General features: G+C 71.0%; 9 protein-coding genes. 4 read left to right on the top strand and 5 right to left on the bottom strand.

Translation table 11 applies throughout. The features are described from left to right. Window positions 1-197 precede the first annotated feature (197 nt). The 3 genes from K313_RS0108065 to K313_RS20480 all read left to right on the top strand — a co-directional run bounded on the left by K313_RS0108065 (window position 198) and on the right by K313_RS20480 (window position 3,307). Window positions 198-2,462, top strand: coding sequence for a carbon starvation CstA family protein (locus K313_RS0108065; protein WP_029211188.1), 2,265 nt, complete (start codon window positions 198-200; stop codon window positions 2,460-2,462). Between the two features lie 13 nt (window positions 2,463-2,475). Next, a complete protein-coding gene (locus K313_RS0108060) occupies window positions 2,476-2,667 on the top strand; it encodes a YbdD/YjiX family protein (protein WP_019284212.1) in 192 nt (63 codons plus the stop codon). Between the two features lie 64 nt (window positions 2,668-2,731). Beyond that, window positions 2,732-3,307, top strand: coding sequence for a MarR family winged helix-turn-helix transcriptional regulator (locus K313_RS20480; protein WP_239261728.1), 576 nt, complete (start codon window positions 2,732-2,734; stop codon window positions 3,305-3,307). A 7-nt stretch (window positions 3,308-3,314) separates the two neighbouring features. Here K313_RS20480 and ndk read toward each other — a convergent pair whose 3' ends face one another. From ndk to ileS, 4 genes are all read right to left on the bottom strand, one after another. Further along, window positions 3,315-3,752, bottom strand: a complete 438-nt coding sequence (gene ndk, locus K313_RS0108050; RefSeq protein ID WP_029211186.1) for a nucleoside-diphosphate kinase — start codon at window positions 3,750-3,752, stop codon at window positions 3,315-3,317. A 286-nt stretch (window positions 3,753-4,038) separates the two neighbouring features. Beyond that, the gene (locus tag K313_RS0108045; RefSeq protein ID WP_029211185.1) at window positions 4,039-4,452 is read right to left on the bottom strand and encodes a DUF4233 domain-containing protein; all 414 of its coding nucleotides are present in this window, start codon (window positions 4,450-4,452) and stop codon (window positions 4,039-4,041) included. Continuing rightward, the gene (locus tag K313_RS0108040) at window positions 4,449-5,891 is read right to left on the bottom strand and encodes a bifunctional folylpolyglutamate synthase/dihydrofolate synthase (RefSeq protein ID WP_051274061.1); all 1,443 of its coding nucleotides are present in this window, start codon (window positions 5,889-5,891) and stop codon (window positions 4,449-4,451) included. Before K313_RS0108040 ends, K313_RS0108045 begins: the two co-directional genes overlap by 4 nt. Before the next feature lie 92 nt (window positions 5,892-5,983). Beyond that, window positions 5,984-9,313 carry an isoleucine--tRNA ligase gene (ileS, locus tag K313_RS0108035; RefSeq protein ID WP_029211183.1) on the bottom strand — a complete coding sequence of 1,110 codons (3,330 nt, stop codon included), beginning with the start codon at window positions 9,311-9,313 and terminating at the stop codon, window positions 5,984-5,986. A gap of 391 nt (window positions 9,314-9,704) precedes the next feature. On the opposite strand from ileS, the gene K313_RS22265 reads away from it, so the two are divergent. Then, on the top strand, window positions 9,705-11,516 hold the full coding sequence (locus tag K313_RS22265; RefSeq protein ID WP_029211182.1) for an HNH endonuclease signature motif containing protein: 1,812 nt from the start codon (window positions 9,705-9,707) through the stop codon (window positions 11,514-11,516). Between the two features lie 238 nt (window positions 11,517-11,754). On the opposite strand, the gene K313_RS0108020 is transcribed toward K313_RS22265, so the two are convergent. Next, the gene (locus tag K313_RS0108020) at window positions 11,755-12,984 is read right to left on the bottom strand and encodes an acetyl-CoA hydrolase/transferase family protein (protein ID WP_019284204.1); all 1,230 of its coding nucleotides are present in this window, start codon (window positions 12,982-12,984) and stop codon (window positions 11,755-11,757) included. Window positions 12,985-13,007 lie beyond the last annotated feature (23 nt).

The following is a 13,007-nucleotide window of genomic DNA, read 5'->3' as shown; positions in this document are numbered from 1 at the left end:
CCTACCCATTCCGCGCAGGGCGTCGTCGTGCCTCGCGGTGCATAACGATCCACCACCATTGGGGCTCGATGACCCGCGTGGTCCTACCTCTGCGGGGTGCCAGGTCGCTAGCGTCACGAGCGGGCGTCCGCCGCCCATCACTCCCCCGACCACCCTCCAGGGCAGCCGGAGCACATCGAGAAAGACAGGAAACCCGGATGACCGTCACCGACGACCGCGTCCGCGCCGTGCGGAACGATCCCGACCTGCCCCCCGTGGCCGTCGAGGAGCCGTTCAGCCCGTCGCCCGTCAAGAAGGGCGTCCTCGCCCTCATCGCCCTGGCTGCCGCCATCGGCTGGGTCATGCTGGCCCTGGTGCGCGGCGAGCACGTCAACGCCGTCTGGTTCGTGCTCGCGGCCGTCGGCAGCTATGTCATCGCCCTCACGTTCTACGCCCGGCTGATCGAGTACAAGGTCCTGCGGCCGCGCGACACCCGCGCCACCCCGGCCGAGGAGCTGAGCAACGGCAAGGACTTCATGCCGACCGACCGTCGGGTGCTGTTCGGCCACCACTTCGCCGCGATCGCCGGCGCCGGCCCGCTCGTCGGGCCGGTCCTGGCCTCGCAGATGGGCTACCTGCCCGGCACGCTGTGGATCATCCTCGGCGTCGTCTTCGCCGGCGCCGTCCAGGACTACATGGTCCTGCACATCTCCATCCGTCGCCGGGGGCGCTCGCTCGGCCAGATGGCCCGCGACGAGCTCGGCCCGATCGGCGGCTGGGCCGCCATCCTCGGCGTGCTCTCCATCATGATCATCCTCATCGCCGTCCTCGGCATCGTGGTCATCGGTGCCCTCGCCGAGTCGCCGTGGGGCGTGTTCTCCATCGCCATGACCATCCCGATCGCGCTCCTCATGGGCGTCTACCTGCGGTTCCTGCGACCTGGCAAGGTCAACGAGGTCTCGGTCATCGGCGTGGCCCTGCTCCTGCTCGCCGTCGTCTCCGGGTCCTGGGTCGCCGACTCCGCCTGGGGCGCCTCGCTGTTCACCCTGTCCCCGCGGGCGCTCGCGCTGTGGCTCTGCGTCTACGGCTTCGCGGCCTCCGTGCTGCCGGTGTGGCTGCTCCTCGCGCCGCGTGACTACCTCTCGACCTTCATGAAGGTCGGCACCATCGGGGTCCTCGCCCTCGGCATCGTCTTCACCGCCCCGCAGATCCAGATGCCCGCGGTGACGCAGTTCGCCCACACCGGGACCGGACCGGCCTTCGCCGGCAACCTGTTCCCGTTCCTGTTCATCACCATCGCCTGCGGGTCCATCTCGGGCTTCCACGCGCTCATCAGCTCCGGCACGACGCCCAAGCTGATCGAGAAGGAGTCGCAGGCCCGGATCATCGGCTACGGCGGCATGCTGACCGAGTCGTTCGTCGCGATCATGGCGCTCATCACCGCCTGCATCCTCGACCAGCACCTGTACTTCGTCATGAATGCGCCCAAGGGCGTCACCGGCGGCACCCCCGAGACCGCGGCGGCGTGGGCCAACACCCTGCCGCTGCACTCCCCCGGCGGCGGGGCGCTCGAGCCCGCCACCGCCGGCAAGATCGCCCAGGCGGCGGCGGACGTCCAGGAGAAGTCCATCGTCTCTCGCACGGGCGGCGCTCCGACGCTGGCCTTCGGGATGTCGCAGGTCATGTCCTTCTTCGGCGGCGCCGGCATGAAGGCCTTCTGGTACCACTTCGCCGTGATGTTCGAGGCGCTGTTCATCCTCACGACCATCGACGCCGGCACCCGTGTCGCCCGCTTCATGTTCTCCGACGCGATCGGCAACATCCCCGGCCTGGGGAAGTTCAAGGACCCGTCCTGGCGCGTCGGTGCCTGGGTCTGCTCGGCGATCGTCGTCATCGGCTGGGGCTCGATCCTGGTCATGGGCGTCACCGACCCGCTCGGCGGCATCAACACGCTGTTCCCGCTCTTCGGCATCGCCAACCAGCTGCTCGCCTGCATCGCCCTGTGCCTGGTCTTCACCGTCGTGATGAAGATGGGGCTGTTCCGCTGGGCCTGGATCCCGGGCCTGCCGCTCGTGTGGCTGCTGACGGTGACGCTCTCGGCGTCGTACCAGAAGATCTTCAGCAGCAACCCCGCCATCGGCTACTGGGCCAACCACGACAAGTACGTCAAGGCCCACGAGGCGGGCAAGGTCGTCGCCCCCGCGAAGTCGGCCGGCGACATGGAGGCCGTCATCCGCAACACGGTCGTCCAGGAGGTGCTCTCGGTCCTGTTCGCGGTCCTCGTGATCATGGTCGTCGTCGCGACCATCTGGACCGCGATCAAGGCGTTCCGCGCCGGCGGTCTCCCCACGAGCGAGGAGGAGGACGTCCCGTCCCGTATCTTCGCCCCCAAGGGCTTCCTGCCGACCCCCGCGGAGAAGGCGGTCTACGCTGAGTGGAAGGCCGCTGGCCTCGACCCCTCACCCCAGGGTGTCCACCACTGACGGAGGGCATCACGTGCAGACGCTCGGCAAGACTCTCAGCACCGCCCGGTGGTACTGGCGTGGCGTGACCGGCGCGGACGCCTACGAGCGCTACGTCGACCACCTGCGTCGGACCCACCCCGGTGCGCCGATCCCCACGGAGCGGGACTTCTGGCGGCAGAAGTACGCCGACCAGGAGCGCAACCCCACCAGCCGCTGCTGCTGAGCGGCGGCCCCGGCCGACGGCCCGTCACCCACGAGGGTGGCGGGCCGTCCGGCATACTGGCCCGATGCCTGGGAGCGCACGAGAGTCCGCGTCCGGCCGGCGCACGGCGATGCGCCGGCGCCGGGTCGCGGAGCAGTACACCGCGGACGTCGAGGCCTATGTCGCCGCCGGGGGCGACGAGCTGGTCCAGCGGGTCATCACGGCGGTCAACCGCCTCGCCAAGCAGCTGGACCGGTGGTATGACGCGCAGCTCGCCGACGTGGACCTGACCACCGGACAGTGGGCCGTGCTCGCCCGCCTCGCGACGGCGCGCGGCGAGACGCTCACGCCGAGCCAGCTCGCCGAGCAGACATCGGTGGCGCCGTCGTCCATGACCCACCGCCTCGACAAGATGGTCGACAAGGGGCTGGTGTCACGCGACCCCGACCCGGACAACCGCTCGCGCGTGCTGATCACGCTGTCACGCGCCGGGTGGGAGAAGTTCCGCGAGACCATCCAGGCCGCCGACCTGGTCGAGTCCGACCTGCTCGCCGTCCTCACGCAGGAGCAGCGTCACCAGCTGGCGGCGCTGCTCGACCTGCTCATGGCGGGGATCGACGACCTGGGCGACCCGATGGCCCCGGAGTCGTCGACCGGCTAGAGCGCGCTCAGGCGCCCTGGCCCCCGAACCAGATGCCGATCTCGCGCTCGGCGGACTCCGCGGAGTCCGAGCCGTGGACGATGTTCTTCTGCACGCCCGGGCCCCAGTCGCGGCCGAGGTCGCCGCGGATCGTGCCAGGCGCGGCCTTGGTCGGGTCGGTGGCGCCGGCCAGCGACCGGAAGCCCTCGATGCAGCGGTCGCCCTCGACGACGGCAGCGGTGACGGAGCCGGAGGACATGAACTCCAGCAGCGGCTCGTAGAACGGCTTGCCCTCGTGCTCGGCGTAGTGCTGCGCCAGGCGCTCGCGGTCGGGCGTGAGGATCTGCAGCTGGGCCAGCGTGTAGCCCTTGGCCTCGATGCGGCGCAGCACCTCGCCGGTGAGTCCGCGCTCGAACCCGTCCGGCTTGACGAGGACGAGGGTGCGCTCGGTGGTGGTCTCAGTCATGGCCACACCCTATCGACCGCCCGAGCCCGCCGTCCGCCCCGCCGGCGGCCGAGGCATCGACCGGCCTTCGTCCCCCAGGCGGGTGTGACGAAGGCCGGTCGATCTGCGATCGGTGGCGGCGATCTGCGCTCGGTGGCGGCGTCCGGCGTCGGTGGCGGCATCCGGCGTCGGTGGCGGCGTCCGGCGTCGGTGGCGCGCTGCAGCACGCCACACAGGCTGGGGGCACCCACGCGCGCCAGAACCCGCCATGCACGCGGGAGATCGCCGCGAACGCGTGCGGACGGGCTCAGGTGGCGGAGGTGCCGGTGCTGCGCTCGGCGTCGTGCCGGAGACGTGCCTCGTCCGCGAGGTCGTCGATCTTGCGGCCCTGCACCAGGGCGACGACCCACAGGCCGCAGAAGATCACGAACACCCAGAACATCATCGGGACCACGAGCGCCGACACGAGCGTGGCCAGGTGCAGGAACCAGCCGAGGGTCACGCCCCAGGGGCGACGCAGCATCCCGGCGTCGACGATGCACAGCACCGCCAGGATCGAGCCGGCGACCAGCCAGGTCGTGCCCGATCCTCCCTCGGCGCGGTCCAGCGACATCGCGACCAGCGCGCCGAAGAAGACGACGACCGACTCGGACGCGATGACCGCGGAGAGCAGACGTCGGGTGAGGGCACGCGGGACGCCGTGGAGCATCAGACCCTTCATGCGCTCGTCACCCCCAGGAGCATGCGGGTCTCGGCGGCAGTGGTCACCGAGCCGGTGACCACGACCCCGGCTCCGGCTCCGCCGGCCATGGCGTCGGCCTCGGCGAGCGCCGCGGCCTGCTCGAGCGCGTCCGGCAGGGACTCGACGACCGTGACCCGGTCGTCGCCGAAGATCTCGCGGGCCAGCCGTCCGAGGGCCCTCGGCGAGAGGGCCCGTGGTGACGTCGAGCGCGTGACGACGACCTCGTCGAAGGCCGGCTCCAGCTCCTCGAGGATGCCGAGCACGTCCTTGTCCTCGAGGATCGCGAGGACCCCGACGAGGCGGGTGAAGGCGAACGAGTCGCTGAGCGCGAGGCGCAACGACCGGGCCCCCTGGGGGTTGTGCGCGGCGTCCACGATGACGGTGGGGCTGCGACGCACGATCTCCAGGCGCCCGGGCGAGCTGGCCCGGGCGAAGGCCGCGCGGACGACCTCGGGGTCCAGCGCCTGCTCGCCCCCACCGATGAAGGCCTCGACCGCCGCCACCGCCAGCGCGGCGTTGCCCGCCATGTGCTCGCCGTAGAGGGGAAGGAGGATGTCGGGGTACTCCCCCGCCAGCCCCTTGATCGTGAGGAGCTGGCCCCCGACCGCCTGGTCGCGAGCGACGACCTCGAGCTCCTGCCCGGCCCAGGCGATCTGGGCGCCGACCTGCTCGGCCCGCTCGACCAGGACCTCGACGACCTCGGGCTCCTGCTCGGCGCTGATGGTGATGGCGCCCGCCTTGATGATCCCGGACTTCTCGGAGGCGATGTCCTCCAGGGTGTCGCCGAGGAACTTCTGGTGGTCGATGCCGATCGGGGTGATGACGCTGACCTGACCGTCGGCGACGTTGGTGGCGTCCCAGCTGCCGCCGAGCCCCACCTCGACGACCGCGACATCCACGGGTGCGTCGGCGAAGGCGGCATACGCGACGGCCACGATGACCTCGAAGTAGCCCATGGGCCGGCCGCCCTCGGCGACGCTGCGCCCGTCGACCATCTCGACGAACGGCAGGACGTCGTCGTAGGCCGCGACGAAGCGCTCCGGGCTGATCGGCTGACCGCCGATGGCGATCCGCTCCCGTATGTCGTGCAGGTGCGGCGACGTGAATCGCCCTGTCGTCAGGCCGTGCTCGGTCAGCAGCGTCTCGATCAGCCGGGTGGTGCTCGTCTTGCCGTTGGTGCCCGTCAGGTGGATCACCGGGAACGTCCGCTGCGGGTCGCCGAGCAGCTCCATGACCGCCTGGATGCGGTCGAGCGAGGGGGTGACGTCGTTCTCGGGGATGCGCCCGAGGATGTCCCGCTCGATCTCGCGCATCCGCTTGGCCGTCGCGAGCCGCTCGGCGGCGTCGCGCTGCGCGGCGTCGGGGCGACCGCTGCGGGCCACGGCGCGCTCGCCCGGGCCCAGCGGGTCCAGACCCATCAGCTCGTTGAGGTCCTCGTTGCCCGAGAGGTCGACGGCGTCGTGGCCGTCCATCCCCTCGGCGTCGTCGTGATCGTCATGGCGGTGGTTGTTCACGAGAGCCTCTTCACCAGGATGCGTGCGTGGTAGCCGTCGCCGACCTCGACCTCGGTGACGCCGTCACCGTCGATCGCGAGCAGGTTGGGCGCGGAGCCGAACTGGCTGGCCAGGGTCTCCTCGACGAGCAGGTCCTGGTGGTGGACCGTCGCGTCGTAGACCTCCTGGGCGCCGGTGACCGTCAACGAGATCCGGTCGGACACCTCGAAGCCGGCGTCGCGACGGGCCTGCTGGACGGCGCGGACGAGGTCGCGGGCCACGCCCTCGCGGGCGAGCTCGGGGGTGACCTCGGTGTCGAGGACCACGAAGCCGCCGCCGGGCAGCATGGCCGTCGCGTGGTGGTCCGGGCCGTCGCCGGCGCTGACCGTCTCGAGCGTGAACTCGCCGTCGTGCAGCGCGAGCCCACCGGCGGTGACGACGCCGTCGGCGACGACCGACCAGTCGCCGGACTTCGAGCCCTTGATGGCGCGCTGCACGTCCTTGCCGAGCCGGGGACCGGCCGCGCGCGCGTTGACGGTGAGGCGCTGCGAGATGCCGAAGTCCTCCTCGCTGACCTCACCCACGTCCCGCAGCGTGACCGCGCGGACGTTGACCTCGTCCTTGACGATGTCGGCGAAGGCGGCGAGACCGGCGGCGTCCTCGGTGACCACGGTGAGGTCGGCGAGGGGCAGGCGGACGCGGAGGTTCTGGGCCTTGCGCAGCGAGGACGCCACCGAGCAGATGTCCCGGGCGCGGTCCATGCGCGCGACCAGCTCGTGGTCGCTCGGCAGCTGCGTGGCGTCCGGCCAGTCGGCCAGGTGCACCGAGCGGCCGCCGGTGAGGCCGCGCCAGATCTCCTCGGTGACCAGCGGCAGCAGCGGCGCGCAGGTGCGGGTGACGACCTCGAGGCAGGTGTAGAGCGTGTCGAACGCCTGCGTGGTCGCCTCGCGGTCGGCCCCGCCGGTGTCCCAGAAGCGCTCCCGCGAGCGGCGGACGTACCAGTTCGTCAGCACGTCCAGGAAGCCGCGCATGGTCTCGCAGGCGGACGCGACGTCATACGCGTCCATCTGCTGTTGCATCGCCTCCACGAACTCCCGCAGCTTGGCCAGCAGGTAGCGGTCGAGCAGGTCCGTGGAGCCGGTGGACCAGCGCGCCTCGTAGCCGCGCCCGCCGTCGAAGGCGTTGGCGTAGAGCGTGAAGAAGTACCACGTGTTCCACAGCGGGATGAGGACCTGGCGGACCCCGTCGCGGATGCCCTTCTCGGTGACGATGAGGTTGCCGCCGCGCAGGATCGGGCTGGACATCAGGAACCAGCGCATCGCGTCGGCGCCGTCCCGGTCGAACACCTCCGACACGTCGGGGTAGTTGCGCAGCGACTTGCTCATCTTGGCGCCGTCGGAGCCGAGCACGATGCCGTGGGACACGCAGGAGGAGAACGCCGGTCGGTCGAACAGCGCCGTCGCCAGTACGTGCAGCGTGTAGAACCAGCCGCGGGTCTGACCGATGTACTCGACGATGAAGTCGCCCGGGAAGTGGTGCTCGAACCACTCGGCGTTCTCGAAGGGATAGTGCACCTGGGCGAAGCTCATCGACCCGGAGTCGAACCACACGTCGAGGACGTCCTCGACCCGGCGCATCGTGCTGCGGCCCGTGGGGTCGTCGGGGTTGGGCCGGGTCAGCTCGTCCACGAAGGGACGGTGCAGGTCGGGGTCGCCCTCGTGGTTGCGCGGGACGCGCCCGAAGTCGCGCTCGATCTCCTCGAAGGACCCGTAGACGTCGATGCGCGGGTACTCCGGGTTGTCGGAGCGCCACACGGGAACGGGGCTGCCCCAGAAGCGGTTACGCGTGATCGACCAGTCGCGGGCGTTCTCCAGCCACTTGCCGAACTGACCGTGCTTGATGTGCTCGGGGGTCCACGAGATCTGCTCGTTGAGCTCGAGCATGCGGTCCTTGAACTTCGTGACCTCGACGAACCAGCTCGACACGCCCTTGTAGATCAGGGGCTGCCGGCAGCGCCAGCAGTGCGGGTAGGAGTGGTCGTAGGTCTCGCGGCGCACGAGGACGGTGCCCTCGGTGACCGAGCCGGTCTCGCCCTCGCCGCGCGTCGCGGCCTTGAGGTGGTCGATGACGTGCGGGTTGGCGTCGAAGACGAGCATCCCGGCGTAGTCGACGACGGGGTGGGTGAACTGGCCGTCGGGGCCGACGGGCATGACGGCCTCGATGCCCTCGCGGTCGGTGACGACCTTGTCGTCCTCGCCGAACGCGCCGGCGGTGTGCACGAGCCCCGAGCCGTCGGTGGTCGTGACGAACTCCGCCTCGACGATGCGGAAGGCGTTGTCGTGCCCGAGGTAGTAGGAGAACGGCGGCTGATAGCGGTGCCCGGCGAGCTCGGACCCCTTGAGCCGCTTGACGACCAGCGACGCGACGTCTCCCTTGGGGTCGCCGGTCAGCTCCCGGGCGTATGACGCCAGCCGGGCCTCGGCGAAGACGTAGCGCTCGCTGCGCCCGGTCGGCACGTCCGACTCGACCACGACGTAGTCGATGTCGCCGCCGACCATGATCGCGAGGTTGGACGGCAGGGTCCACGGCGTGGTGGTCCAGACGACCGCGAGCGCCCCGTCGAGGTCGTCGTCCGGGCCGTCGCCCTCGATCCGCAGGCCCACCGTCACGGCCGGGTCCTGGCGCACCTGGTAGACGTCGTCGTCCATGCGCAGCTCGTGGTTGGACAGCGGGGTCTGGTCGTTCCAGCAGTAGGGCAGGACGCGGAAGCCCTCGTAGACGAGCCCCTTGTCGAAGAGCGTCTTGAACGCCCAGATGACGCTCTCCATGTACTCCGGGTTGAGCGTCTTGTAGTCGTTGTCGAAGTCGACCCAGCGGGCCTGGCGGGTGACGTAGTCCTGCCACTCGTCGGTGAAGGTGAGCACAGACTCGCGGCACTTGGCGTTGAACGCGTCGATGCCGAGCTCGACGATCTCTTCCTTGGTCTTGATGCCGAGCTGGCGCATGGCCTCGAGCTCGGCGGGCAGGCCGTGCGTGTCCCAGCCGAAGCGCCGCTCGACGTGCCGGCCGCGCATCGTCTGGTAGCGCGGGACGATGTCCTTGACGTAGCCCGTCAGCAGGTGGCCGTAGTGCGGCAGGCCGTTGGCGAACGGTGGCCCGTCGTAGAAGACGAACTCGTTGGCGCCGTCCTCGCCCACCGGGCGGTTGGCCACGGACGCCTGGAAGGTGCCGTCCTGGTCCCAGTAGCGCAGGATGCGCTCCTCGATCTCCGGGAAGCGCGGGCTCGAGACCACGCCGGACGGCGCGGCGGGCAGCTGCGGATCGGTGGAGACCTGGGGATAGGTCATGGGTGGGGCTCCCTGGGGACGAGTCACGGTGATCTGGACGGTGCTGATCACGAGGACGATCGCGCCGTGCGGCGCTCCCGCGGTGCCACCTCGCTTGCCGGTCGCGGGATCTCGTCATACGGGCTCGTATGACGAACGCGGCCGACCGCTCTGGTCGAAGGCTGTGACGGGCCCGCCCGTCCGGGTCTAGTAGGCGCTCTGCTGGTGGCGGGGCGTCGTTCTTCCGGAGACTCGCCGGTGATAGCGGCTCAGACGTCTGTGGGACCAGTCTATCGGAGACCGCAGACACACCTCGAATCCATACTTTTCGCTACTGTGTGCGAATACTGTCACCCGGCTGCATCTATCGGATCGTGTTGCGCGGCAATAGAATTGGCTCGTCGACGAGGACGTGGCGTGTGACCAGAGGTGGTGGCGGATCGATCTGGAGGAGCTCTGGCGCACGCCCGCCGTGACCGCCGCGATCGAGGACCTCCTCGCGACCGTCTCCGAGGCGTATGCCGTCGCGCAGGCCCGTTCCGGGGTGGCAGCTCTCGCCGCCGACACCCCCGCCCGAGCGACGCTGGCACGCCTGGTCACCGCGGAGCGCGCGGTGGGGCTGCTCTGCGCCGAGAGCCTCGTGGCCCACGAAGGCCTCGTCACGGCGATCGCCGACGAGCTCGAGGTCGAGCAGCAGTCCCTCGGGCGCCGGTCCACCCGGGCGCGGATCCTGGAGGACGCGCGCGTCCTGGCGGGCGACGAGATCGTGGCCGCGACGGGGCTGGGCGTCCACGAGGTCCAGCGCCGCGCACGGGTGGTCACCGCTCCCCCGGCGGTGCGCGAGCGGCTGCTGACGGCGATGCGCACGGGGACGGCGACGCTGCAGCGGGCGACGGCGGTGGTGGACGAGGTGCGCTCGAGCGGCCTCCCCGACGAGGCCGCCGAGCGCGTGGTGGACGACGTCCTGCGCCCCAAGGCCCGCCGGCACGCGTGCGATCGCAGCGCCGACGCCGTGGTCGGTCACGCGCTGTTCCGCCGGCGGCTGCGGTCGGCGGTGGCCCGCGAGGTCGACGCCCTGCCGGACGCGGAGGAGGCGCGCGCCGCCCGCCTCGCGGACCGCGGCGTCCGCGCGAGCCTCGACGAGCGCGGGGTCGGCCACCTGGGGATCAGCGGCCCCGCTGACCAGGTCGTGGCGGCGCACGAGCGGATCGACACCCTGGCCCGACGCGCCAAGCGGGCCGGCGACGAGCGCACCCTCGACCAGCTGCGGGCCGACGTCGCCCTCCACCTGCTGACCCGCGGGTGGGACGAATCACCTCTGCTGACGGGCGAACCCGTCGCGGCCACCGTCATCGTCCACGTCGGGCTGCTGCCCCTGCTCGGGCTGCGGGACGAGCCGGCCGAGATCCCCGGTGTCGGTGTGCTGCCCGCCTCGGTCGCGCGGGACATCGCCCTGCGCCCAGGGGCCGTCTGGCACCGGCTGGTCCACGACCCGGTGACGGGCATCGTGGTGGACCGGACCGCCAGCGGCTACCGCATCCCGGCGGGCATGCGGGACGACGTGCTGGCCCGGGACGTCACCTGCCGGGCCCCGGGGTGCGAGCAGGCGGCGACGCGGTGCGAGCTCGACCACGTGATCCCCTATGGCAAGCAGGGCGGGTCGACCTGCGCGGACAACCTCGTCCCGCTCTGCAAGGCCCACCACCAGCGCAAGACCCGACGCCGTTGGTCGCACGCCGTGGGCGACGACGCCGAGGTGACCTTCGTCAGCCGGCTGGGCCAGACCATCACCACCTCGCCCTGGCTGCACCACGACCCACCCGGCCCATCCGCGTCACCCGGCCCATCCGCGTCACCCGGCCCATCCGCGTCACCCGGCCCATCGGCCTCACCCGTTCCATCAGCTTCGCCCGTCCCATCAGCTTCACCCGTCCCACCACCTCCACCCGGTGCGGGTGGTCCGACCGTCCCCCGCCCGCCGGACCTGTCGCCCGCCGAGGACCTCCTCGCCCGTCACGTGAGACGCCTCGCGGCGCCAGAGGTGCTGGCCCGCCTCGGGCGACACGGGCCGGACGAGGCGGAAGCTCCCGAACCGGTGGGGCCCACCACCGAGACGACCCTCTCGGTGCGTGCAGACCTCGCGTGGCCGGAGTGGGCACGGCGGCTGGAGCTCACGCCACCGCCGCACCGACGACAGCCACCGCCTCTCCACCCGCCGTTCTGAGCAACGCCCGACGCGTGGCGTCAGGGTGCGGCGGACTCACCTGCACAACGCCCAGCAGCTGCGTGGCGTCCTGGGCCTTCGTCTGGTTGTGCGTGCGAGTCCGCCCGCACGCGGGGACGGCATACGGCTCAAGGACGCCAGTCGGGGCGCAGGGGGTAGGCGGTGGCCCCGTCCGCGCCGACCTTGGTGGCCAGGACCTCCAGGACCGGGCGCAGCTGCCAGGTCTGGCGAGGACCGGTCAGGCGAGGCCCAGGCCGTGGGCCGCCTCCCACAGGGAGTCGCGGACCTGCGGGTGCGCGGCCTGCTCGATGATGTTGCGGGCCTGGACCTTCTCCGGGTGGCCGAAGACCTCCGCGACGCCCTGCTCGGTGATCACCGCGGAGTGCTGGAAGGACGTGGTCGGCTCGGTCAGCATGGGCACGATCGTCGACACGTCGGCCTTGGGGTGCCAGGAGCGGAGCGCCATCATGGCCTGGCCGCCCTTGGAGTGCAGCGCCCCCACGATGAAGTCCGTCTGCCCGCCGAAGCCGGAGTGGATGCGCGCCTTGATGCGCGAGGCGTTGGCCTGCGAGAGCAGGTCGACCTGCAGCGCCGTGTTGATCGAGGTCATCTGCGGCTGCTTGGCGATCTGTCCCGGGTCGTTGGTGATCTCGGTGCGGCGCATGATGATCCGGTTGTTGAGGTGGCACCACTGGTAGAGCGCCTCGCTGCCGAACGCGAACGACGCGACGATGGGCCGCATCTCGTCCAGCGCCCCCACGCGGTCGAGCAGCAGCACGCCGTCAGAGAACATCTCGGTCCAGATGCCGAGGTTGTGCCGGCGGGCGAGGCCCGGGAGCGTCGCGTCGGGCACCGCGCCGATGCCGAGCTGGAGGGTGGCGCCGTTGCCGACGCGCCCGGACACGAGCTCGCCGATGAGGGCGGTCGCGTCGTCGGGCTTGGCCTGCGCCTGGACCGCGGCGATCGACGCGTCGGCCTCGATGAAGGCGTCGAAGATCTCGACGGGGAACTCGCCGTCGCCGTAGGTGTAGGGCATGTGCTTGTTGATCTGGGCGACCAGGATGCCGCCACGCTCCTTGACCGCCTCGATCGCGGCCACCATGACGTTGACCTCGACGCCGAGCGAGACCTTGCCACCGATGGGGGCGCTCACGTGCACGGCGACGATGTCCGGCGCCAGGGTCGTGCGGAACAGCATGGGCACCAAGGACAGTCGCGTCGGTGTGTAGTGCAGGGTCGGCAGCTTGCGCATCCCCACCCCGACGAAGCAGGACTCGTGCTGGACGCCCTCGCGGGTGGAGATGCCCGCCGGCGCGTTGAGCATGTTGAGGCGGTAGGTCGGCAGGGCCTCGTCGACGACCTCGAGCAGCGCCCAGGGCGGCACGTGGTTGCCGGTGGCGACGACCCGGGGGTTCTCGGGGGCGCGCTCGAGCAGGGACTTCATCTGAGCGGTGCTGATGACGTTCATGGTCCTAGCCTGCCCGAGCCCCT

Source organism: Arsenicicoccus bolidensis DSM 15745 (assembly GCF_000426385.1).
GTDB classification, from domain to species: domain Bacteria; phylum Actinomycetota; class Actinomycetes; order Actinomycetales; family Dermatophilaceae; genus Arsenicicoccus; species Arsenicicoccus bolidensis.
This window is presented reverse-complemented; position numbering and strand designations above follow the sequence as displayed.